The following is a 22,779-nucleotide window of genomic DNA, read 5'->3' on the forward strand; positions in this document are numbered from 1 at the left end:
AATGAACAATTTTAATCTCCATACCCCAACCCGAATTCTGTTCGGTAAAGGCGCTATTGCAGAGCTGCGCGACCAAATCCCTCAGGATGCCCGCGTACTGATTACCTACGGCGGCGGCAGTGTGAAAAAAACCGGTGTCCTGGCACAGGTTCAGGATGCACTGAAAGGCCTGGACGTGCTGGAGTTTGGCGGTATTGAGCCAAACCCGTCTTATGAAACGCTAATGAATGCGGTAAAGCTCGTGCGTGATGAAAAAGTAACGTTCCTGCTGGCAGTGGGCGGCGGTTCGGTACTGGACGGCACCAAATTCATCGCAGCAGCGGCACAGTACGCTGACGGCATCGACCCATGGCGTATTCTGGAAACTCACGGCAACGACGTAAAAAGCGCCATCCCGATGGGCTCCGTATTAACCCTGCCCGCCACCGGTTCTGAATCTAACTCCGGCGCGGTCATCTCGCGGAAAACCACCGGCGACAAACTGGCCTTTATGACCCCGTTTGTACAACCGGTATTTGCCGTTCTGGATCCGGTTTACACCTATACCCTGCCGCCACGTCAGGTTGCGAACGGCGTCGTGGATGCCTTCGTGCATACCGTTGAGCAGTATGTAACTTATCCGGTCGACGGAAAAATTCAGGATCGCTTTGCCGAAGGCATTCTGCTTACGCTGATAGAAGAAGGTCCGAAAGCCTTGCAGGAGCCGGAAAACTACAACGTGCGTGCGAACGTCATGTGGGCGGCAACCCAGGCGCTGAACGGCCTGATTGGCGCAGGCGTACCGCAGGACTGGGCAACCCATATGCTGGGCCACGAACTGACCGCGATGCATGGTCTGGATCATGCGCAAACGCTGGCCATCGTTCTGCCTGCGCTGTGGAATGAAAAACGCGATACCAAGCGTGCCAAACTACTGCAATACGCAGAGCGTATCTGGAATATCACCGAAGGTTCCGAAGACCAGCGTATCGATGCCGCCATTGCCGCTACCCGTGCTTTCTTCGAACAAATGGGCGTACCAACTCGCTTGTCTGACTACGGTCTGGACGGTAGCTCCATCCCGGCGCTGCTGGAAAAACTGCAAGCGCACGGCGGTACGAAACTGGGTGAACATCAGGACATTACGCTCGACGTCAGCCGTCGGATTTACGAAGCTGCCCGCTAAGGTTTTTTAACCTCCGCCTTTCGTTTTTGGGTATTTATACCAGACTTAAGTCACACCTAACTCACCGGAGCTTGCTCCGGTGACTGTAATCCAGGGGGGAATTATGACCGGTCCAACCATTATCAAGCTACAGGATGGTAACGTCATGCCGCAACTGGGCCTGGGGGTCTGGAAGGCAAGCAACGAAGAAGTCATTACCGCTATCCATAAAGCACTGGAAGTGGGTTATCGTTCGATTGATACCGCCGCCGCATATAAAAACGAAGAAGGTGTCGGCAAAGCGATACGTAATGCCGGCGTGCCGCGGGAAGAGTTATTCATCACCACCAAGCTGTGGAATGATGATCAGAAACGCGCCCGGGAAGCCTTACTCGAAAGCATGGAGAAACTCCAGCTCGATTACCTCGATCTTTACCTGATGCACTGGCCTGTTCCGGCGATCGATCACTACGTTGAAGCGTGGGAAAACATGATCGATCTGCAAAAAGAAGGGCTGATTAAGAGCATCGGCGTGTGCAACTTTCAGATCAATCATCTCCAGCGCCTGATCGATGAAACTGGCGTTCATCCCGTGATCAACCAGATAGAACTGCACCCACTTATGCAGCAGCGCCAGCTTCATGCCTGGAACGCCACGCATAAGATCCAGACCGAATCCTGGAGTCCATTGGCGCAGGGGGGGAAAGACGTCTTCGACCAAAAGATCATCCGTGACCTCGCAGAGAAATATGGTAAATCACCAGCGCAGATTGTCATCCGCTGGCATCTGGATAACGGTCTGGTGGTTATTCCGAAATCGGTGACGCCTGCCCGTATCGCTGAAAACTTTAACGTCTGGGACTTCCGTCTGGATAAAGAAGAATTAGGCGAAATCGCGAAACTCGATCAGGGCAGACGGCTGGGACCAGACCCGGACCAGTTCGGCGGTTAATCTCTTCTCTCCGGCCCGACACTCCCGTCGGGCCTTGCTGGCAATGAAATATCAGGAAACAATTAACATACATATATTGATGTATTTCTTGCAGTCGCTGGAGCAGCATTACGCAACATAACCTGTTAATTATTCAATAAATATATTCATTCGATGAATATATTTACCACACCTATAGGTGCGTAATCGTGGCTGATAAAAAAAGTAATGGCGTCAAATGGCTCCCATTAATTCTTATAGTACTCATTTCTGCCGGTCTCTGGCAGCTTACTCCCCCCACTGGGTTAAGTGCGCCAGCCTGGCATTCGGCAATTATCTTCGTCGCCACCATCGCCTCTATTGTGGCGAAAGTCTTACCCATCGGCGCGGTCGGCATAATTGGTATTACGGTGTTCGCACTCGCCTATGCTGCCGGGGATAAAACCGCCAGCGGCGCCATCACCACGGCACTCAGCGAACTGAACAGCTCACTTATCTGGCTTATCGTCGTGGCCTTTATGATTGCCCGTGGGTTTATCAAAACCGGCCTCGGACGACGCATTGCGTTGCAGATGATCCGCCTGCTCGGCAAGCGCACGCTGGGACTCGCCTACGGTCTGGCTTTTGCCGATCTGATCCTCTCTCCCGCTATGCCGAGTAATACGGCGCGCTGCGGCGGCGTCATCTATCCGATTGCCGACTCTCTGGCGCGTAGTTTCCATTCGAACCCGGAAGATGAGTCCCGCAGTAAAATCGGCACCTTTCTTATCACCTGTATTGGCAACGTCAACGACGTGACGGCAGCACTGTTTATGACCGGCTATACCGGCAACCTGCTGGCAGTAAAACTGGCGGCCAACGCCGGGGTTACGCTGACCTGGGGCGGCTGGTTTATGGCGGCGCTGCTACCCTGTCTGGTCTCTTTGCTGCTCGTTCCGCTACTGGTCTACTGGCTGGTGCGCCCGGAAATCAAACACACGCCGGATGCCCCTAACCTGGCGCGCAAAGAGCTGGCGGAAATGGGCCGCATGTCACGCGGTGAATGGCTGATGCTGGCAACCGTCGGCGTACTGCTGGTGCTGTGGATTTTTGGCGATACGCTGGGCGTTGACGCCACCACCGCCTCGTTTGTAGGGCTGTCGATTTTATTGCTGAGCGGCGTATTGAGCTGGGAGGACGTCAAAAGTGAGAAAGGGGCATGGGATACGCTGATTTGGTTTGCCGCGCTACTGATGATGGCGAATCAGTTGAAAAAACTGGGCTTCACCACCTGGTTTGGCAATCTGATTGGCGATAGCCTGAGCAGTACTATGCACGGGACCAGTTGGGTGATCGTCCTGCTACTGCTGAACGCCGCCTATTTCTATACCCACTACTTTTTTGCCAGCGGAAATGCGCAGATTGCCGCGCTGTATGCCGTTTTCCTCGGCGTCGGGTTGCATCTGAATATTCCCGCGGCCCCCACGGCGCTAATGCTGGCCTTCACCAGCAGTTTGTACTGCTCGCTCACCCAGTACACTCATGCTCGCGGTCCAATTCTGTTTGGCGCAGGGTACGTTCCAACGGGCGTCTGGTGGCGCACAGGATTTATCATCAGCCTGTTTAACCAGGCGGTCTTTATTACCGTGGGTCTGATGTGGTGGAAGGTGTTGGGTCTGTACTAAACTGACTGCGTTCTGAGGAATACCTTACCTGCGGAGAAAAGGAATGACCTGTATTTTCTGTCAAATTGTTGAAGGCAAAGCGCCCTGCCATAAGGTATGGGAAGACGAGCACCACCTGGCTTTTCTGTCGATTTTCCCGAACACCGACGGTTTTACCGTGGTGATCCCGAAAAAGCATTACCCGAGCTATGCCTTCGATATGCCGCCGCAGGCGTTAGCGGACCTGATGCTGGCGACCCAAAAAGTGGCTAAGAAACTGGATAAGGCTTTCCCGGATGTTAGTCGTACGGGAATGTTCTTCGAAGGTTTCGGCGTAGACCATGTGCACAGTAAATTAAGTCCCATGCACGGTACTGGCGATTTAACCCACTGGAAACCGATTGAATCGCGGCAGAACAAATTTTTCGAGCAGTATGAAGGATATCTGTCGTCACACGATCATGAACGGGCTGATGACGAAAAACTGGCCGCATTAGCGGCCAGAATTCGTGAGGCATAAATACTGATCTCTTCTGCCCGATAGCGGTGCAAGCACCTTATCCGGGCAAGAAAGATTAACGTCCCGCCACTTTCCCGCGTTTTTTGTTCGCGGCAGGCGTCTGACGCTGGTGCGCCACTGGCGTGTGTTTGGTCAGCGCCGGACGAGTATGACGGTTCTGGCGACGCGCTTCGCGCATCTCTTCCAGCGTAGGCGCCGGAACCAGACATTCGCGACGCCCGCCGATCAGATGCTTTTTACCCATATCTTCCAGCGCCTGGCGGATCAATGGCCAGTTGGCTGGATCGTGGTAGCGCAACAGGGCTTTATGCAGACGACGCTGCTTATCACCTTTCGGCACCACCACGTCTTCACTCTTATAACCAATTTTACCCAACGGGTTTTTCCCGGTGTAATACATGGTTGTGGAGTTCGCCAACGGCGATGGATAGAAGTTCTGCACCTGATCCAGACGGAAACGACGTTGTTTCAGCCACAGCGCCAGATTCACCATATCCTCATCACGCGTACCCGGGTGTGCGGAGATAAAATACGGGATCAGGTACTGCTCTTTACCGGCCTGTTTAGAGTAGGTATCGAACAATTCCTTGAAGCGATCGTAGCTGCCCATCCCCGGCTTCATCATCTTCGACAGCGGGCCTTCTTCAGTATGCTCTGGCGCAATCTTCAGATAGCCCCCCACGTGATGGGTAGCCAGTTCTTTGATGTAGCGTGGGTCTTCCACCGCAATGTCATAGCGCACACCGGATGCGATAAGGATCTTTTTAATGCCTTTGAGATCACGCGCCCGGCGATAGAGGTTAATTGTTGGCTCATGATTGGTATCCATGTGCGGACAAATATCCGGATAGACGCATGACAGACGACGGCAGGTTTGCTCCGCACGCGGTGACTTACAGCGCAGCATATACATGTTCGCCGTTGGACCGCCAAGATCGGAAATCACGCCGGTAAAGCCCGGGACGGTGTCGCGAATGGCTTCGATTTCATTGATGATCGAATCTTCAGAGCGACTCTGGATGATACGGCCTTCGTGCTCTGTTATCGAACAGAACGAGCAGCCGCCAAAGCAGCCACGCATAATGTTGATCGAGAAACGGATCATCTCATAGGCCGGAATACGGCTGTCGCCATACGCCGGATGCGGTACACGTTTGTACGGTAACGCAAAGACGCTGTCCATCTCTTCGGTAGACAGCGGAATAGCTGGCGGGTTGATCCAGATGTAGCGATCGCCATGCTTTTGCATCAGCGCACGCGCGCAGCCTGGGTTAGTTTCGTGGTGCAGGATACGCGACGCATGCGCATACAGCACTTTATCGCCCTTCACTTTTTCGAAGGACGGTAGCAGCACGTAGGTTTTTTCCCACGGTTTCGGACGCGGTGGCTGCACGGTGACCGCTTTCGCTTCCTGCTTTTTCGGTGCGGCAGGTTTGTTATCAGCACACGGCAGATCTTCACCGTAAGGATGCGGGATCGGGTCAATCTTGCCTGGCGTGTCGAGACGCGTAGAATCCACCCCACTCCAGCCCGGCAACGCTTCTTTAACCATAATAGCGGTGTTACGCACATCGCGGATCTGATCGATAGTTTCCCCCATCGCCAGACGATGCGCCACTTCCACCAGCGGACGTTCGCCGTTGCCGAACATCAGCATATCGGCTTTCGAATCCACCAAAACGGAGCGGCGAACGGTATCAGACCAGTAATCGTAGTGCGCGGTGCGGCGCAGGCTGGCCTCAATGCCGCCAAGAATAACCGGCACATCTTTCCATGCTTCTTTACAGCGCTGGGTATAGACCAGCGTGGCGCGGTCCGGACGTTTACCCGCCACGTTGTCCGGCGTGTAGGCATCATCATGGCGCAGTCGGCGATCGGCGGTATAACGGTTGATCATCGAGTCCATGTTGCCAGCGGTCACACCAAAGAACAGGTTCGGTTTACCCAAACGCATAAAATCGTCTTTGTTGTTCCACTCCGGCTGGGCGATAATTCCGACGCGAAAGCCCTGAGCTTCCAGCATACGGCCACAAATCGCCATACCAAAACTTGGGTGGTCGACGTAGGCATCGCCGGTCACCAGAATGATGTCGCAGCTATCCCAGCCAAGTTGGTCCATTTCGTCACGTGACATCGGCAAAAACGGTGCCGGGCCAAAACAGGCAGCCCAGTACTGCGGCCAAGAGAAAAGGTCTCTGTCCGGTTGGATCAGGGATATTGCGCTCATAGTGCTTCCAAAAATGGTAAAAAAATAATCAAAGGCCGGGGATTATACGCTGTATGTCGGCAAGAAATGAAGTGGAGTCTGAACCAGACCAGTAGAAAGTTGTATAAATTGTTAAATTTTACGACAGCCATTTTTATCAATCATAATTAACACCATGCCGGCCAGCTGAGATCACTCTTTTCGGCGGGGGATTTTTCATTGCGACTCAACGATTCACTGCATATTTCCCAGTTACGGGTTGTTGTTCACCTGTGCGGATTTCTGGTTCTTCTCTACAGCTTCTCCATGCTGCCGCCGATGACCATCGCTCTGTTAAATAAAGAGCGGAGCTTTTTCGCATTTTTCAGCACATTTATGACTTTCTTTACCCTTGGCGGCGGGGCGTGGCTGGCAACCAAACATGCGGGAATTCAACTGAGAACCCGGGATGGATTCGTCATTATCGTTTTGTTCTGGCTACTGTTTTCGTTTATTAGCGCAATGCCGATGTGGATGGACGATGGCTTAAATCTCTCCTTTGCCGATGCCCTGTTCGAAGGGGTTTCCGGGATTACCACCACTGGCGCAACGGTGATTGACGACGTCAGCGCCTTACCGAAATCGTATCTTTACTATCGTGCTCAGCTCAATTTTATTGGCGGCCTGGGCATTATTGTCCTCGCCGTGGCGGTATTACCGCTGCTGGGTATTGGCGGCATGAAACTGTATCAGTCTGAAATGCCAGGCCCCTTCAAAGAAGAACGCCTCACGCCAAGGCTTGCCGATACAGCACGTACGCTGTGGTTGACCTACGTCATTCTGGGTCTTATTTGTACTCTGGCCTACTGGGCTGCCGGGATGTCGTTTTTCGACGCCTTATGCCACGGGCTGTCGACGGTCTCTCTTGGCGGATTTTCCACTCGCAGCGAGAGCATCGGCTTTTATAACAGCCACGCTATAGAACTCGTCGCCGGACTGTTCTCACTGTTATCCGCGTTTAACTTCACCCTCTGGTACGTTGCTATTGTAAAACGTACCTTCAAGCCCTTTCGTCGTAATGCCGAGCTGCGTTTCTTTCTGCTAATTGCGCTGGTGGTCACGCTGATCGCCACCTGGCAGGTCTGGCGGGCAGGTATGTACGGGCTAACGGACAGCCTGGTGCATGCCTTTTTTCTGGCCAGCTCCATGCTGACGGATAATGGCCTGTCAACGGCGGATTACGCGCAGTGGCCCTCGCACACGATCTTCATGCTGCTTAGCGCCAGCTTCTTCGGCGGTTGTGTGGGATCGACGTGCGGGGGAATTAAAGTGCTGCGCTTTTTGATTATGTTCAAGCAGTGCCGCCAGGAATTACACCAGCTCGCGCATCCTCGCGCCCTGCTGAACATCAAAGTGGGTAACAGCGTGGTAAGCGACAGGGTGGTGCGTTCGGTATGGAGCTTTTTCTTTCTCTACGTTTTGTTCACCAGCTTTTTTATCTGGGCGCTCAATCTGATGGGCTACGATCTCTTCTCCTCTTTCGCCACCGTCGCCGCCTGCATCAACAATATGGGGCTGGGATTTGGCGTTACCGCCACGACGTTTGGCACGTTAAATGAGGAGGCAAAGCTGCTGATGTGCGCAGCCATGATCATGGGGCGTCTGGAGATTTACCCCATACTGATCCTGTTTTCGCGCATGTTCTGGCGGGCGTAACGCAAACCCCGACGCGTTACGGCGCCGGGTTCACCAGGATCTGACCGATCGAGCCACGATCCGCCATTTCCAGCGTCTGGCTGTTAAAGTAGAACGGGAAATGCGCCCAGGAAGGCTGACCGTAATAAACCAGTAGCTCGACCTGACCATCTACCCAAACGGTATCTTTCCAGCCTCTGTCTTCCGGGAACGGCATCGCGCCGTTCACATTACGGATCAGGAACGAGACGCCCTCAATATGGAAAGACTGCGGCATATCCGCCCGCACCGTCCAGCGCTCCCAGGTACCCTGCTGCGCGGTAATATCCATGCGGTTGACGTCCCACAACTGACCGTTGATCCCCGGATCGTCATCCAGGCTGATATCACGGCTGCGAATCGGCGAACCGCTGAGGATCTCGGTTGGCAGAAGGCGCATTGGCAGGCTGTCAGTCACCAGCGGCAAGAGGCCGGTTGGTCGCAGAGTCAGCACCAGCGTGGAGATAAGAATACTTGATGGTTCAAAGAATCCCCGGATCCTGTCGACAATGCTGGCCGCCTCGCCACAGGTAATAGAGACCTCATTACCGTTAGTCATATCCACCAGGATCTCACGACGTTCGCCTGGCGCCAGCGAGAGCTGTTTCAATGAAACAGGCGCGGGTAAAAAGCCCTGATCGCTGGAAATCACATGCAGCGCACGGCCATCACTCATTTGCAGTTGGTAACGACGCGAGTTTGACGCGTTCAGCAAACGCAAGCGTACCCAGCCGCGGGAGACTTCGACATAAGGACTTTGCGCCCCATTAACCAGAAGCGTATCCCCAACAAAACCGCCGCTGCCGGGTTCGCTGTATTCCGGCGTCCCAAAGTTGTCCAGACGCTTGTCCTGGATAATGATCGGAAAATCATCCACACCGTAATGGTTGGGAATAGACAGGGATTTACTGACCTCATCTTCAACCAGCCACATCCCGGCAAGACCGTTATAGACCTGCTGGGCAGTGCGATTTGGCGTATTGGCGTGATACCACAGCGTGGCGGCATTCTGGCGGATCGGCAGCACTGGCGCCCAATCCGCATTAGGGGACATCATGCGCGCCGGGCCACCCATCAGCGGACCAGGTACCTGTAATCCGGCGACGGTCATCGAGACATTTTCTGTCAGACGATTGCTGTAAATAAGCTTGACGTCATCCCCTTTCCAGACGCGAATTGTCGGTCCCAGGTAGCGGCCGTTAATCCCCCAGACAGGCGCGCGCGTGCCTTGTGTAAAGGACCAATGCGCGCGTTGCAGCGTCATAAATAACGGCTGCCCCCGACGAGACTCCAGCAGTGGAGGCACAGGTAACGGTTGTTGCTGACCGGCAGCATTAGCCTTCAGCGGAACAGCACCTGCACACAGTGCGATCCCCGATGCCTGAATGAACTGACGCCGACTGAATGACATATAAACTCCATGAAAAACTGGCGATTAACACGCAGGAAATCTTTTCCTGTAAAAAACCCGAATTGTGCGGATTAAACCTTACCGGCGGCTTCCCGCTCAGCAACTTCTTTATCGAGTTCTGCGATTTTTTGTTCCATCAGCGAGCGGCAATGCGCTGCCAGTTCACGAACCTGATCTTTACCAAAGTGGCTAATATCCACCGGCGGCAGCATCTCTACAATCGCCAGACCATTATTGAGTCGGTTTAATTTGATCTTGTTCGAGGTTGTAGAAACGCAGACTGGAATGACCGGAACGCCTGCAGCAATCGCCGCATGAAACGCGCCGGTTTTAAACGGCAGCAGACCACGGCCGCGGCTGCGCGTCCCTTCCGGGAACATCCAGATAGAAATACGACGTTTTTTGAAATGGTTCACCACGGCTGCAATGGTGCTGTGCGCTTTAGCACGGTTGTTTCTGTCGATCAACAGGTTACCGGTTAACCAGTACAGCTGCCCGAAGAACGGGATCCACAGCAGGCTTTTTTTACCCACCGTTACCGTCGGCGGCTGAACGATATTCGAAGCGGTAACCATGTCATAGTTGTTCTGATGGTTACAAATATAGATAGCATTACCATAATTCTGCGCGTCTGCCGGCATGCGGCACTCGACCTTCAGGCCATAAAGGGGAGCCAGGCGGCCAAACATATGACCGAACGTTGCGACGTGTTTTGGATTCCGTGGGCTGAACAGACAGTATATACAACCGAAAATACAGACCAGAATGCAATAAATAACAGTAATGATTAAACGAAAAATATATAACATAACAACCTCTAAGGCCTAAGAGCCTGGCATTTTACGTCACCGGATACATAACTCTGCATCAGGTTAGGGCTTTGTTAAGGCGGCTCTCTGGAAAAGCGTATTGTTAATCGCAACGCACGAATAAACAACGGTTTTACGGGAAATTTTAACGTTGGCTCTCCCTGAGCGAAAGCAGGGAGAGCCGGGCAGTCGCGTTATTCTTCGCTGTCGCCCTGACTGGCGCGTCGAGGCGAGTCAATTTCAATGCGATCGATACGCTGTAGACCACGCATCAGCGTGCCGCGACGACCGCGTTCGCCGGTCACTTTCTGCAACTCTTCAGGACGCAGTTTAATTTTGCGTTTACCGACGTGAATAGTCAGCGTGCTTTGCGGCGGCAGCACATAGAGCAGCGCCAGGCCATCTTCGCCTTTCGCCGCTTCTGCTGAAGGGATATTGATAATCTTATTCCCTTTGCCTTTCGACAGTTGCGGCAAATCGCTCACCGGGAACATCAACATCCTACCGGCCATCGTTATCGCCAGCAGCATATCGGTTTCATCTTCAATCACCACCGGCGGCATAACGCGCGCATTTTCAGGCAGCGTAATCAATGCCTTACCCGCACGGTTACGTGCTACCAGATCGTTGAAGGTACAGACAAAACCGTAGCCCGCATCGGATGCCATCAGCAGTTTCTGCTCGTCGCCTTCCATCAGCATATGCTCCACCGTCGCGCCCGGCGGCAGCGTGAGCTTACCGGTCAATGGTTCGCCCTGACCACGTGCCGACGGCAGCGTAATCGGGTCGATGGCGTAGCTGCGTCCGGTCGAGTCAACGAACACCACCGGCTGGTTGCTCTTGCCCTTCACTGCCGACTTAAAGCTGTCGCCCGCTTTATAGCTTAATCCTGGCGCATCAATGTCGTGGCCTTTGGCGCTACGCACCCAACCACTCTGAGACAATACAATGGTCACCGGCTCAGACGGCAGCATGTCGTGCTCGCTCATCGCCTTCGCTTCTTCGCGTTCCTGCAGCGGGGAGCGGCGATCGTCGCCATAGGCCTCGGCATCGGCCTGCAGCTCTTTCTTCAGCAGGTTATTCATTTTACGCTCGGAAGCGAGAATGGCCTGCAGTTGATCGCGCTCTTTCGCCAGTTCATCCTGCTCACCGCGGATTTTCATCTCTTCGAGTTTGGCAAGATGGCGCAATTTCAGCTCAAGGATAGCTTCAGCCTGCGTTTCAGAAATGCCAAACCGCGACATCAGCTCAGGCTTAGGTTCATCTTCATGACGAATAATCTCGATCACTTCGTCAATGTTGAGGAACGCCACCAGCAAACCTTCAAGGATATGCAGGCGCTTAAGCACTTTTTCCAGACGATAGTTCAGGCGACGACGCACGGTATCACGGCGGAACGCCAGCCATTCGGTGAGGATCTCCAGCAGGTTTTTCACCGCCGGGCGACCGTCGAGGCCAATCATGTTCAGGTTGATACGGTAGCTTTTTTCCAGATCGGTGGTGGCAAACAGGTGGTTCATTACCTGTTCCATATCCACGCGATTGGAGCGTGGGACAATCACCAGACGGGTCGGGTTTTCGTGATCCGATTCGTCACGCAGGTCGTCAACCATCGGCAGCTTTTTGTTGCGCATTTGAGCAGCGATCTGCTCCAGCACTTTTGCCCCGGAAACCTGATGCGGCAGCGCGGAAATCACCACCGCGCCATCTTCTTTCGTCCATACCGCGCGCATACGCACGGAGCCGCGTCCGTTTTCGTAAATCTTACGAATTTCCGCACGCGAGGTAATAATCTCGGCTTCGGTCGGGTAATCCGGCCCCTGCACGATGTCCAGCAGTTGATCGAGCGTTGTTTTCGGCTGCTCAATCAGCGTAATCGCCGCTTTGGCGACTTCTCGCAGGTTATGCGGCGGAATGTCCGTCGCCATACCAACGGCAATACCGGTCGTACCGTTCAGCAGAATATTTGGCAGACGCGCAGGCAGCATCTTTGGCTCCTGCATGGTGCCGTCGAAGTTTGGCACCCAGTCCGACGTTCCCTGACCGAGTTCACCCAGCAGGACTTCCGCATATTTAGACAAGCGGGATTCGGTATAACGCATCGCCGCGAAGGACTTGGGATCGTCCGGCGCCCCCCAGTTTCCCTGACCATCAACCAGCGGATAACGGTAAGAGAACGGCTGCGCCATCAGCACCATCGCTTCATAGCAGGCGATGTCGCCGTGCGGGTGGTATTTACCCAGCACGTCACCGACGGTACGGGCGGATTTTTTAAATTTGGCGCTGGCATTCAGCCCCAGTTCGGACATTGCATACACAATGCGACGCTGAACGGGTTTCAAACCATCGCCAATAAATGGCAACGCCCTGTCCATGATGACGTACATGGAGTAGTTCAGATAGGCGTTTTCCGTGAATTCATGCAGCGCCAGGCGCTCTGCCATATCGCTCATTAATCGTGGTTCCTCAACTTTGTACCCCTCTATTGAAGGGCAATATTGCCGCAGATACTACCCTATCTGACGTGTTGAGTCACAAAGAAAAGGGCCGCGAATGCGGCCCTGATGGGGATTATTTAGCAACTTTGCTAATCTGTTTCACGTCGATTTCAACGGAGTTCCAGTCTTTATCCACTTCGCCCTGGATCTCAACCACATCCTGCGGGGTTACGGTTACGCCGTTCCAGCGCTTATGGTCAATATCCACATTCACCGTGCCGGTCGCATCTTTAAACACATACAAATCGTCGGAAATACGCTCAACGATGTTCCCACGCAAAGTAACCCACGCGTCATCGCGCAGCGATTTAGCACTTGCTACCGTCGTGATGCTGCCGTTCGGGCCGACAAACCCGCCGCTTTGGCTTTGCGTGGTCGTCGTTGGCCCAGAGAAGCCGCCCTGCTGCGCTGCCAGAACAGGTGCGGAACACAGTGCCATTACGGCAACCATTGCAGCTAATTTTTTCATCGTCATGTCTCCCTTTCATGTTGGTTTACGACTATTAAATAAGTTAATCCTTAACAAGTTCTTAAGGAAAAAAAAGATTCTTTTTTGCTGTACAGATGCGGCGGCGACAAGGTTTACTGACGGCAAAGAGAGTTTTCGCAGGGAAGAATATATGCGCATTTTACTGGTTGAAGATGATACGTTGATTGGCGATGGCCTTAAAACCGGTCTGAGTAAAATGGGTTTTAGCATCGACTGGTTTACCGAAGGACGTCAGGGGAAAGAAGCACTCTACAGTGCCCCGTATGATGCGGTAATCCTCGACCTGACGCTGCCAGGCATAGATGGACGGGATATCCTGCGCGAGTGGCGAGCCAACGGGAAGCAGGAACCGGTGCTGATCCTGACCGCCCGCGACGCGCTGGCGGAACGCGTTGAAGGCTTACGCCTGGGCGCGGACGACTATCTGTGTAAACCCTTCGCGTTGATTGAAGTTGCCGCCAGGCTGGAGGCGCTGGTGCGTCGTGCCAGCGGCCAGGCCAGCAACACATTACGCCATGGCGAGGTGACGCTTGATCCCGGCGCACTGGTCGCCACGGCGGCTGGCGAACCGTTGTCTCTTAAGCCCAAAGAGTTCGCGCTGCTGGAGCTGCTTATGCGTAACAAGGGCCGCGTCTTGCCCCGCAAACTGATTGAAGAAAAACTGTATACCTGGGACGAAAACGTCTCCAGCAATGCGGTTGAAGTACACGTCCATCACTTACGCCGTAAGCTCGGCAGCGACTTTATCCGTACCGTGCATGGCATTGGCTACACCCTGGGTGACGCATGAAACTCGCACAACGCCTCAGCCTGCGCATCAGGCTAACGCTTATCTTCATGATTTTGGTTTTAGTGACCTGGCTGATTTCCAGCTTTGTCGCGTGGAAGCAAACCACCGATAATGTGAATGAGATGTTCGACACGCAGCAAATGCTGTTCGCCAAGCGTCTGGTCACGCTGGATCTTGATGAACTCAAAGCCTCTGAACGCATCGCGCATACCCCGAAAAAATTCAAACATGGTCATATTGACGACGATGTACTGACCTTTGCGGCCTACACGCCAGAAGGGAAAATGGTTCTTCACGATGGCGACAATGGCCAATACATTCCCTACAGCTATCGCCGGGAAGGTTTTGACGATGGCTATCTGAATGGCGACAACGATAAATGGCGTTTTGTCTGGCTGACTTCCGCAGATAAAAAGTATCGAATCGTTGTCGGCCAGGAATGGGAATATCGTGAAGATATGGCTTTAGCGATTGTGACAGCACAATTGGTGCCGTGGTTGGTCGCTCTGCCGCTGATGCTGTTAATCCTGATTGTGTTGTTAAGTCTTGAACTTAAGCCGCTGAAGAAACTGGCGCAGGCGCTACGTTTACGCGACCCGGAATCAGAAGAACCGCTCAGTTTGAAAGGCATTCCTGGCGAGGTCCGCCCGTTGGTTGAATCACTCAACCAACTTTTCACCCGTATTCATACCACCATGGTGCGTGAACGGCGCTTTACTTCAGATGCCGCTCACGAGTTGCGTAGTCCATTGACGGCGCTGAAAGTGCAAACCGAAGTGGCGCAACTGTCTGATGATGACCCGCAGGCCAGGCAAAAAGCCTTAATGCAGATGCAGGCCGGGATCGATCGCGCCACGCGTCTGGTCGATCAGTTACTGACGCTTTCGCGCCTTGACTCCCTCGACAATCTTCAGGATGTGGCGGAAATCTCGCTGGAGGAGTTGCTGCAATCTTCGGTGATGGATATCTACCATTCGGCCCAGCAGGCGCATATTGACGTACGTTTGCAGATTAACGCGCACGGCATCACATGTACCGGGCAACCGCTGTTACTCAGCCTGATGGTGCGAAATCTGCTGGATAATGCGATTCGCTATAGTCCACGGGGAAGTATTGTGGAAGTGACGCTCAACGCCCGCAATTTTAGCGTCAAAGATAATGGTCCAGGTATTGCGCCGGAAGTTCTGATGCACATTGGAGAACGCTTTTATCGCCCACCGGGGCAAAGCGTGACCGGCAGCGGTCTGGGGCTGTCAATTGTCCGTCGCATCGCGACCTTACACAGAATGTCAGCCTCGTTTGGTAATGCGCCGCAAGGCGGCTTTGAAGCTAAAATCAGTTGGTAACTGCGTTATTATTGCTCAGTCAGCAAAAGACTTTGCACATTTTGCTAATTTCACCGTACCGATCATCAGCGTAGAATCGGCCTCAAACGTTATTCTTTGAGGACACAAAATGAGCAATATCCTGATTATCAACGGTGCGAAAAAATTTGGCCATTCTAATGGGCAATTGAATGACACCCTGACCGAGGTCGCGGACGGTATCCTGCGCGACCTCGGGCATGATGTTAGAGTCGTACGCGCTGACAGCGACTATGATGTGCAAGCAGAAGTGCAGAACTTCGTCTGGGCAGACGCCGTTATCTGGCAAATGCCGGGTTGGTGGATGGGCGCGCCGTGGACGGTGAAGAAATACATTGATGACGTGTTCACTGCCGGGCACGGTACGCTGTACGCCAGCGATGGCCGCACGCGTTCAGATGCGTCAAAAAAATACGGTTCCGGCGGACTGATTCAGGGCAAAAAATACATGCTCTCTCTGACCTGGAACGCGCCGATGGAAGCCTTCACGGAAAAAGATCAGTTCTTCCATGGCGTTGGGGTTGATGGCGTTTATCTCCCATTCCATAAAGCAAACCAGTTCCTGGGAATGGAAGCGCTGCCGACCTTTATCACCAATGACGTGATTAAAATGCCGGATGTCCCGCGTTATATCGCAGAATATCGCAAGCATCTGAACGAAATTTTTGGTTAACTGGTAACCTGGAATTAGAAGGAGTTAACCATGCTTACCGTTATTGCAGAAATCCGTACACGTCCAGGTCAACATCACCGCCAGGCGGTACTGGATCAGTTCGCTAAAATCGTTCCGATCGTTTTACAGGAAGAAGGTTGCCACGGCTACGCGCCGATGGTCGATCATGCTGCTGGCGTCAGTTTTCAGACTACAGCCCCGGATTCAATCGTCATGATTGAACAGTGGGAAAGCATCGCCCACCTTGAAGCGCATTTGCAGACTCCGCATATGAAAGCCTACAGCGAAGCCGTCAAAGGCGATGTGCTGGAGATGAATATTCGTATTCTGGAGCCGGGCATTTAAGTTATTGTTCTGGCCGCCGGGCCAGATAAGCGTACGCCATCGGGCATGATGACCTTGCCGGATGGCGGCACAAACCGCCTTATCCGGCCTACATACCCCTTACCCTTCGAGATCCGCCAGGTCGCCTTTCTCCTGCAACCAGTTACGACGATCTTCAGAACGCTTCTTGGCCAGCAGCATATCCATTACCGCGTTGGTGCGCTGATCGTCTTCATCATCGATGATGAGCTGCACCAGGCGACGGGTGTTCGGATCCAGCGTGGTTTCGCGCAGCTGCATCGGGTTCATTTCACCCAGACCTTTAAAGCGCTGCACGTTCGGCTTGCCTTTCTTGCGCTTTAACTGTTCCAGTACGCCCGCTTTTTCTTCTTCCGTCAGCGCGTAATACACCTCTTTGCCGAGGTCGATACGGTATAACGGCGGCAGCGCCACATACACGTGACCGTGTTTCACCAGCGTGCGGAAGTGTTTCACAAACAGTGCGCACAGCAGCGTGGCGATGTGCAGACCATCGGAGTCCGCATCCGCCAGGATACAGATCTTACCGTAACGTAACTGGCTCAGGTCGTCGCTGTCCGGATCGATACCGATCGCCACCGAAATATCGTGAACTTCCTGCGAGGCCAGCACTTCATCGGAAGAGACTTCCCAGGTATTGAGGATCTTACCTTTGAGCGGCATGATCGCCTGATACTCACGATCGCGCGCCTGTTTGGCCGATCCGCCCGCGGAGTCACCTTCGACGAGGAACAGTTCGGTGCGATTGAGATCCTGTGCGGTACAGTCCGCCAGTTTCCCCGGCAGCGCCGGACCGCTGGTCAGCTTTTTACGCACCACTTTTTTCGCTGCGCGCAGACGACGCTGGGCGCTGGAAATCGCCATCTCAGCCAGCAGTTCGGCTGACTGCACGTTCTGGTTCAGCCACAAGCTGAAGGCATCTTTCACCACCCCAGAGACAAATGCCGCGCACTGGCGCGAGGAGAGGCGCTCTTTGGTTTGCCCGGCAAACTGCGGATCCTGCATTTTCACCGACAGCACATAGGCACAGCGATCCCAGATATCTTCCGCCGACAGCTTCACGCCGCGCGGCAGGATATTGCGGTATTCGCAGAACTCGCGCATCGCATCCAGCAGGCCCTGACGCAGACCGTTAACATGCGTACCGCCCTGCATGGTTGGGATCAGGTTTACATAGCTTTCGGTCAGCAGCTCGCCGCCTTCCGGCAGCCAGAGCAGCGCCCAGTCCACAGTTTCCGTCTCACCGCTAAAATTACCGATAAACGGTTTTTCCGGCAGCGTCGGCAGGCCATTCACCGCTTCGCTCAGATAATCATTCAGGCCATCCTGGTAGCACCAGCGCTGTTCGCTATTGTTGACCTCATCTTTAAAGGTGATCTCGACACCCGGACACAATACCGCTTTAGCTTTCAGGACGTGCGTTAAGCGCGAAACGGAAAAACGCGGGCTGTCGAAGAAGGTTTCATCCGGCCAGAAGTGCACGCTGGTTCCGGTATTGCGTTTACCGCAGGTCCCGACAACCTGTAAATCCTGCACCTTATCGCCGTTCTCAAACGCGATGTTGTACACCTGCCCGTCGCGACGCACGTTTACTTCCACACGCTTCGACAGAGCGTTGACCACGGAGATACCCACCCCATGCAAGCCACCAGAGAACTGATAGTTTTTATTGGAGAACTTACCACCCGCATGTAAACGGCAGAGGATCAACTCAACCGCCGGAACACCTTCTTCAGGGTGAATGTCTACTGGCATGCCGCGGCCATCATCAATGACCTCCAGAGATTGGTCGGCATGTAAGATCACGTCCACACGTTTTGCGTGGCCCGCCAGTGCTTCATCCACACTGTTATCAATCACTTCCTGCCCAAGGTGGTTCGGACGGGTCGTATCGGTGTACATCCCCGGGCGACGGCGTACCGGCTCAAGCCCAGTGAGTACCTCAATGGCATCAGCGTTATAAGTTTGCGTCATGGTTTAAATAAGCAGTTCGAATTGATCGTCAGAAACTGTGCAGTCCAAGAAAATCGACAATCTGGTTGAAATAATCTTCGAAGCCCGTGAATGCGTGGTTTCCGCCCTCAGTAACTGTCTGGCGGCAGGAGGCGTAATACGCCACCGCCTGGCGGTAGTCCAACACTTCATCGCCCGTTTGTTGGAGCAACCAGATCAAATCCGGCGCTTCCAGCGGGTCAATCTGCATGACTTTAAGATCGTAAATATGGCGTGACTCTAGCACATATTGCTGCCCGGTGTAGGGGTTCTCGTTTTGACCGAGATAGTCGACCAGCAGTTCATAAGGCCGGACCGCCGGGTTCACCACCACCGCTGGCAGCATAAAACATTGTGACAGCCAGGTGGCGTAATAGCCGCCCAACGAGGAACCGACAATCCCCAGCGACTCGCCGCCATGCTCAAGAACGATCGATTCCAGCATCTCTGCGGCCTGAGCAGGATACGGCGGCAGCTGCGGTACAATCATCTCAACATGCGGATGGTGCTCCGCCAGCCAGCTTTTCAGCAAACATGCCTTCGCCGAACGAGGAGAACTGTTAAATCCATGAAGATAAAGAAGCGTAGACATCAGTAACCTTCTGAAGCGGTATCAGGGTGAAACCGATTACCCTGCAGACGACACACCTGAGTCTGCAACGTACCGTCAGCAAATAGCTCCAGCGTACGCCAGCCGGGGCTGATGGTATCTAACGTGAAATTAGAACAATGCGGCTTAAACTGCACGCAGGTCGATGGCGTCGCCAACAGGCGGCGACCGTTCCAGTCCAGATCCAGTTCCTGATGAATATGCCCACACAGCAGATACTTCACGCGCGGATAGTTCACCAGCACGTTGTCCAGTTCGGCGGCATTGCGCAGACTGTGCTGATCGAGCCAACTGCAGCCCGCAGGCAGAGGATGATGATGCAGAAGCAGCAAGGTATTGCGTTCAGGCGCATCGGCAAGTTTACGCTCCAGCCATTCGAGCTGAAATTCGCTTAACTCGCCGTGGGGAACGCCAAACACCTGGCTGTCCAGCAACAAGATTTGCCACTGTTCGCCAATGAAGACGCGCTTAGCCGGGGAAATGCCCGCGTCCTGCAGCGAGCTGTACATTGCAGGCTGAAAATCATGATTACCCGGGAGCCAAACGCAGGGCGCACGAAAACTTGCGATGCCCTCAGCAAAATGCTGATAAGCCGCAGCGGATTGATCCTGCGCCAAATCGCCAGTCGCGACGATCAGATCGAACTCTGGCGACTCAGCATGTATTGCATCCAGTACGGATTGATAGCTGTCCCAGGTATTCACACCCAGCAGCGTTTCATGCTTTTCGGCAAACAGGTGAGTGTCTGTAATTTGTAAGATCCTGACTCTGGCCTCACCAGCCAAAGGAAGGGTTAACAGGCTTTCCAAATGGTGTCCTTAGGTTTCACGACGCTAATAAACCGGAATCGCCATCGCTCCATGTGCTAAACAGTACCGTAACCAGTCGGCCAGAAACTGGTTAATTTGATGCTTTTCGTCGCGTTGATGCAACTTTTTATTTGGATAATCATACCGTGCTTTGAAGCGAAAGATCTGCTGACTTGAACACACTTCAGCGACCCTCGCATCATGATACAGACGCACGGTTAAGGACGGCAGGCTCCAGTAAGTCACAGCCGGTGCCGTTTGTTCGATCGCGACAAGCGTAGTGTATCGGGTCGATTCAACGATCGTTAACCGATATTGTGCGTTTGCCACCTGATAGCTCACTGTTTCGCCGGCTGCGTCATTACGCGGCAACAGGCGGCGCAATTGCGAATAATTGGTTTCGCACAGGCGCATCATTTCAGGGAAGTCAGGTGTGTAACGCTTCATTTTTTCCACTCAGTTTTTAACTCTTGATAGTGCAGCTGTAACCATTGCAAAGCGATGACAGAAGCCGCGTTGTCGATTATCCCCTCTTCTACCCATTGGTAAGCCTGTTCCCGGCTCACCACATGAACACGAATATCTTCGTTTTCATCAGCCAGACCATGAATTCCGCTCGCGGTCGTGGCGTCCACTTCACCCACCATAATCGATGAGCGTTCGCTGGTGCCTCCTGGGCTTGCCAGATAACTCAGCACCGGTTTTACGCGTTTAACGTTAAGCCCGGCTTCTTCCATCGCTTCACGGCGCGCGACATCTTCCACGCTCTCGCCTTCTTCGATCATCCCGGCCACCATTTCCAGTAGCCATGGGCTTGCGCTGGTATCAAACGCCGCGATGCGGATCTGCTCGACCAGCACAACTTCGTCCCGCTCAGGGTCAAAGGGTAGCAAGACTGCCGCGTGTCCGCGCTCAAAAATTTCGCGCTTTACCTCACCGCTCATACCGCCGTTAAACAAGCGATGGCGGAACCGATAAAGATCCAGTGAAAAAAATCCGCGGTATAGCGTTTCTCGTGCAATAATTTCTACATCATTTTTAGTGAAAGTCATTGGCAAGTTGTCTGGTTTACGCATTGTGCTGTCCTGAAACCAATAGTGTTTAAAATGTGAATTTCAAGGTCGTTTGACTGATGTTTCAACGCCCTTGTGTTAAATTGATGCAAATTAACGCCGTATGGCACGTAACGCCAACTTTTTGCAGTGGCGGATTCTGCTAGAATCAGCAAATATTTTTACAATTTGATCAGCGCTAAATACTGCTTCACAACAAGGAATGCAAATGAAGAAATTGCTCCCCATCCTTATCGGCCTGAGCCTGTCGGGGTTCAGTACTCTGAGCCAGGCAGAGAACCTGATGCAGGTTTATCAGCAAGCACGCCTGAGCAACCCGGAATTGCGTAAATCCGCCGCCGATCGCGATGCTGCATTCGAAAAAATTAACGAAGCGCGTAGCCCATTACTGCCGCAACTGGGATTAGGTGCCGATTACACCTACAGCAATGGCTACCGTGATGCAAATGGCGTCAACTCCAACGCCACCAGCGCATCTCTGCAGTTAACTCAGTCCATTTTTGATATGTCAAAATGGCGTGCCCTGACGCTGCAAGAAAAATCAGCGGGCATCCAGGACGTGACCTATCAGACCGATCAGCAAACGCTGATCCTGAATACCGCCACCGCCTATTTTAACGTACTGAACGCAATTGACGTGCTGTCTTACACCCAGGCACAGAAAGATGCGGTTTACCGTCAGTTAGATCAGACCACTCAGCGTTTTAACGTTGGCCTGGTCGCTATCACTGACGTGCAGAACGCCCGTTCACAATACGATACCGTGCTGGCAAACGAAGTTACCGCGCGCAACAATCTGGATAACGCGGTGGAACAACTGCGCCAGGTGACCGGTAACTACTACCCGGAACTGGCTTCGCTGAACGTTGACGGCTTCAAAACCAACAAACCGCAGGCGGTGAACGCACTGCTGAAAGAAGCGGAAAACCGCAACCTGACCTTATTGCAGGCGCGTTTGAGCCAGGATCTGGCGCGTGAACAGATTCGCCTGGCACAGGACGGTCATTTACCGACTCTGGACCTGACCGCATCTACTGGCGTATCTGATACGTCATACAGCGGTTCCAAAACCAACACCTCCCAGTATGACGACAGCAACATGGGCCAGAACAAAATCGGCCTGAGCTTCTCGCTGCCTATCTACCAGGGCGGAATGGTTAACTCGCAGGTGAAACAGGCGCAGTACAACTTTGTTGGCGCAAGCGAACAACTGGAAAGCGCACACCGCAGCGTGGTGCAGACCGTTCGTTCTTCGTTTAACAACATTAATGCGTCCATCAGTAGCATCAACGCGTACAAACAAGCGGTTGTTTCTGCGCAAAGTTCTTTGGATGCGATGGAAGCCGGTTATTCCGTTGGTACACGTACCATCGTGGATGTATTGGATGCCACCACCACGCTGTACAACGCCAAGCAACAGCTGGCTAATGCGCGTTACACCTATCTAATCAATCAGTTAAACGTCAAATCCGCGCTCGGTACGCTGAACGAGCAGGATCTGGTGGCCCTGAACAATACGCTGGGTAAACCGGTATCCACTACCCCGGATACGATCGCCCCGCAAAACGCGCAGCAAGACGCCGCCGCGGATGGTTATACGTCCAACAGCACGACGCCAGCGGCGCAGCCGACAGCCGCACGTACAACCAGCAGCAACGGCACCAACCCGTTCCGTAATTAATGCTGATGACGGGGCTTCGGCCCCGTCTGAACGTAAGACAACGTAAAGATCCGCCCCTT

At 53.4% G+C, this 22,779-nt stretch carries 20 protein-coding genes; 10 read left to right on the forward strand and 10 right to left on the reverse strand.

The genetic code is table 11. The features are described 5' to 3' along the window. Position 1: 1 nt before the first annotated feature. The 4 genes from yqhD (at position 2) to OGV69_RS03720 (ending at position 4,238) form a co-directional block, all read left to right on the forward strand. Positions 2-1,165 carry an alcohol dehydrogenase gene (gene yqhD / locus OGV69_RS03705; RefSeq protein WP_038633876.1) on the forward strand — a complete coding sequence of 388 codons (1,164 nt, stop codon included), beginning with the start codon at positions 2-4 and terminating at the stop codon, positions 1,163-1,165. Positions 1,166-1,268: 103 nt separating this feature from the next. After that, the gene (dkgA, locus tag OGV69_RS03710) at positions 1,269-2,096 is read left to right on the forward strand and encodes a 2,5-didehydrogluconate reductase DkgA (protein WP_038633879.1); all 828 of its coding nucleotides are present in this window, start codon (positions 1,269-1,271) and stop codon (positions 2,094-2,096) included. A gap of 188 nt (positions 2,097-2,284) precedes the next feature. Continuing rightward, entirely contained in the window at positions 2,285-3,739 is a 1,455-nt protein-coding gene (locus tag OGV69_RS03715; RefSeq protein WP_038633882.1) for a DASS family sodium-coupled anion symporter, read from the forward strand. A gap of 43 nt (positions 3,740-3,782) precedes the next feature. Further along, entirely contained in the window at positions 3,783-4,238 is a 456-nt protein-coding gene (locus OGV69_RS03720) for an HIT family protein (RefSeq protein WP_042310999.1), read from the forward strand. Positions 4,239-4,293: 55 nt separating this feature from the next. On the opposite strand, the gene OGV69_RS03725 is transcribed toward OGV69_RS03720, so the two are convergent. Next, complete coding sequence (locus OGV69_RS03725) at positions 4,294-6,465, reverse strand: YgiQ family radical SAM protein (RefSeq protein WP_069324342.1); 2,172 nt, start codon at positions 6,463-6,465, stop codon at positions 4,294-4,296. 198 nt (positions 6,466-6,663) lie between these two features. Here OGV69_RS03725 and OGV69_RS03730 point away from each other — a divergent pair, with 198 nt between their 5' ends. Next, the gene (locus tag OGV69_RS03730; protein WP_069324343.1) at positions 6,664-8,139 is read left to right on the forward strand and encodes a TrkH family potassium uptake protein; all 1,476 of its coding nucleotides are present in this window, start codon (positions 6,664-6,666) and stop codon (positions 8,137-8,139) included. 16 nt (positions 8,140-8,155) lie between these two features. On the opposite strand, the gene ftsP is transcribed toward OGV69_RS03730, so the two are convergent. The 4 genes from ftsP to OGV69_RS03750 form a co-directional block, all read right to left on the reverse strand. Next, on the reverse strand, positions 8,156-9,568 hold the full coding sequence (gene ftsP, locus OGV69_RS03735; RefSeq protein WP_038633892.1) for a cell division protein FtsP: 1,413 nt from the start codon (positions 9,566-9,568) through the stop codon (positions 8,156-8,158). Between the two features lie 71 nt (positions 9,569-9,639). After that, complete coding sequence (gene plsC, locus OGV69_RS03740; protein ID WP_038633894.1) at positions 9,640-10,377, reverse strand: 1-acylglycerol-3-phosphate O-acyltransferase; 738 nt, start codon at positions 10,375-10,377, stop codon at positions 9,640-9,642. A 194-nt stretch (positions 10,378-10,571) separates the two neighbouring features. Beyond that, on the reverse strand, positions 10,572-12,830 hold the full coding sequence (gene parC / locus OGV69_RS03745) for a DNA topoisomerase IV subunit A (protein ID WP_069324344.1): 2,259 nt from the start codon (positions 12,828-12,830) through the stop codon (positions 10,572-10,574). Positions 12,831-12,948: 118 nt separating this feature from the next. Further along, positions 12,949-13,344 (reverse strand): YgiW/YdeI family stress tolerance OB fold protein, encoded by a 396-nt coding sequence (locus OGV69_RS03750; protein ID WP_038633899.1) that lies wholly within the window; start codon positions 13,342-13,344, stop codon positions 12,949-12,951. 151 nt (positions 13,345-13,495) lie between these two features. Between OGV69_RS03750 and qseB the strand changes: the two genes are divergently transcribed. The 4 genes from qseB (at position 13,496) to OGV69_RS03770 (ending at position 16,537) form a co-directional block, all read left to right on the forward strand. After that, entirely contained in the window at positions 13,496-14,155 is a 660-nt protein-coding gene (gene qseB / locus OGV69_RS03755) for a quorum sensing response regulator transcription factor QseB (RefSeq protein WP_032940770.1), read from the forward strand. Further along, positions 14,152-15,501 (forward strand): quorum sensing histidine kinase QseC, encoded by a 1,350-nt coding sequence (qseC, locus tag OGV69_RS03760; RefSeq protein ID WP_069324346.1) that lies wholly within the window; start codon positions 14,152-14,154, stop codon positions 15,499-15,501. The genes qseB and qseC overlap by 4 nt, the downstream gene beginning before the upstream one ends. 109 nt (positions 15,502-15,610) lie before the next feature. Continuing rightward, positions 15,611-16,192: an NAD(P)H-dependent oxidoreductase gene (locus tag OGV69_RS03765; RefSeq protein WP_006688047.1), complete on the forward strand. Its 582-nt coding sequence runs from the start codon at positions 15,611-15,613 to the stop codon at positions 16,190-16,192. 30 nt (positions 16,193-16,222) lie between these two features. Continuing rightward, on the forward strand, positions 16,223-16,537 hold the full coding sequence (locus tag OGV69_RS03770) for a putative quinol monooxygenase (protein WP_069324347.1): 315 nt from the start codon (positions 16,223-16,225) through the stop codon (positions 16,535-16,537). Positions 16,538-16,636: 99 nt separating this feature from the next. Here OGV69_RS03770 and parE read toward each other — a convergent pair whose 3' ends face one another. The 5 genes from parE to nudF are packed head-to-tail and all read right to left on the reverse strand — an operon-like array spanning position 16,637 to position 21,042. Then, a complete protein-coding gene (gene parE, locus OGV69_RS03775; RefSeq protein ID WP_005123094.1) occupies positions 16,637-18,529 on the reverse strand; it encodes a DNA topoisomerase IV subunit B in 1,893 nt (630 codons plus the stop codon). 28 nt (positions 18,530-18,557) lie between these two features. Continuing rightward, positions 18,558-19,139 carry an esterase YqiA gene (yqiA, locus tag OGV69_RS03780; RefSeq protein ID WP_038633915.1) on the reverse strand — a complete coding sequence of 194 codons (582 nt, stop codon included), beginning with the start codon at positions 19,137-19,139 and terminating at the stop codon, positions 18,558-18,560. After that, positions 19,139-19,966, reverse strand: coding sequence for a 3',5'-cyclic-AMP phosphodiesterase (gene cpdA / locus OGV69_RS03785; protein WP_069324348.1), 828 nt, complete (start codon positions 19,964-19,966; stop codon positions 19,139-19,141). The genes yqiA and cpdA overlap by 1 nt, the downstream gene beginning before the upstream one ends. A 24-nt stretch (positions 19,967-19,990) precedes the next feature. Beyond that, the gene (locus tag OGV69_RS03790) at positions 19,991-20,413 is read right to left on the reverse strand and encodes a DUF1249 family protein (RefSeq protein WP_003024582.1); all 423 of its coding nucleotides are present in this window, start codon (positions 20,411-20,413) and stop codon (positions 19,991-19,993) included. Next, positions 20,410-21,042: an ADP-ribose diphosphatase gene (gene nudF / locus OGV69_RS03795; RefSeq protein WP_038633920.1), complete on the reverse strand. Its 633-nt coding sequence runs from the start codon at positions 21,040-21,042 to the stop codon at positions 20,410-20,412. Before nudF ends, OGV69_RS03790 begins: the two co-directional genes overlap by 4 nt. Positions 21,043-21,241: 199 nt before the next feature. Here nudF and tolC point away from each other — a divergent pair, with 199 nt between their 5' ends. After that, positions 21,242-22,720 carry an outer membrane channel protein TolC gene (gene tolC, locus OGV69_RS03800; RefSeq protein ID WP_110496816.1) on the forward strand — a complete coding sequence of 493 codons (1,479 nt, stop codon included), beginning with the start codon at positions 21,242-21,244 and terminating at the stop codon, positions 22,718-22,720. Positions 22,721-22,779: the final 59 nt, after the last annotated feature.

Source organism: Citrobacter sp. Cc139, assembly GCF_030334645.1.
GTDB lineage: Bacteria > Pseudomonadota > Gammaproteobacteria > Enterobacterales > Enterobacteriaceae > Citrobacter > Citrobacter werkmanii.

Coding starts and splice junctions, on each gene's coding strand:
- OGV69_RS03750 (WP_038633899.1), bottom strand. CDS start 13,344: ATGAAAAAATTAGCTGCAATGGTTGCCGTAATGGCACTGTGTTCCGCA.
- OGV69_RS03765 (WP_006688047.1), top strand. CDS start 15,611: ATGAGCAATATCCTGATTATCAACGGTGCGAAAAAATTTGGCCATTCT.
- qseB (WP_032940770.1), top strand. CDS start 13,496: ATGCGCATTTTACTGGTTGAAGATGATACGTTGATTGGCGATGGCCTT.
- parE (WP_005123094.1), bottom strand. CDS start 18,529: ATGACGCAAACTTATAACGCTGATGCCATTGAGGTACTCACTGGGCTT.
- nudF (WP_038633920.1), bottom strand. CDS start 21,042: ATGCGTAAACCAGACAACTTGCCAATGACTTTCACTAAAAATGATGTA.
- OGV69_RS03720 (WP_042310999.1), top strand. CDS start 3,783: ATGACCTGTATTTTCTGTCAAATTGTTGAAGGCAAAGCGCCCTGCCAT.
- OGV69_RS03790 (WP_003024582.1), bottom strand. CDS start 20,413: ATGAAGCGTTACACACCTGACTTCCCTGAAATGATGCGCCTGTGCGAA.
- tolC (WP_110496816.1), top strand. CDS start 21,242: ATGCAAATGAAGAAATTGCTCCCCATCCTTATCGGCCTGAGCCTGTCG.
- OGV69_RS03725 (WP_069324342.1), bottom strand. CDS start 6,465: ATGAGCGCAATATCCCTGATCCAACCGGACAGAGACCTTTTCTCTTGG.
- dkgA (WP_038633879.1), top strand. CDS start 1,269: ATGACCGGTCCAACCATTATCAAGCTACAGGATGGTAACGTCATGCCG.
- plsC (WP_038633894.1), bottom strand. CDS start 10,377: ATGTTATATATTTTTCGTTTAATCATTACTGTTATTTATTGCATTCTG.
- qseC (WP_069324346.1), top strand. CDS start 14,152: ATGAAACTCGCACAACGCCTCAGCCTGCGCATCAGGCTAACGCTTATC.
- ftsP (WP_038633892.1), bottom strand. CDS start 9,568: ATGTCATTCAGTCGGCGTCAGTTCATTCAGGCATCGGGGATCGCACTG.
- parC (WP_069324344.1), bottom strand. CDS start 12,830: ATGAGCGATATGGCAGAGCGCCTGGCGCTGCATGAATTCACGGAAAAC.
- yqhD (WP_038633876.1), top strand. CDS start 2: ATGAACAATTTTAATCTCCATACCCCAACCCGAATTCTGTTCGGTAAA.
- OGV69_RS03770 (WP_069324347.1), top strand. CDS start 16,223: ATGCTTACCGTTATTGCAGAAATCCGTACACGTCCAGGTCAACATCAC.
- yqiA (WP_038633915.1), bottom strand. CDS start 19,139: ATGTCTACGCTTCTTTATCTTCATGGATTTAACAGTTCTCCTCGTTCG.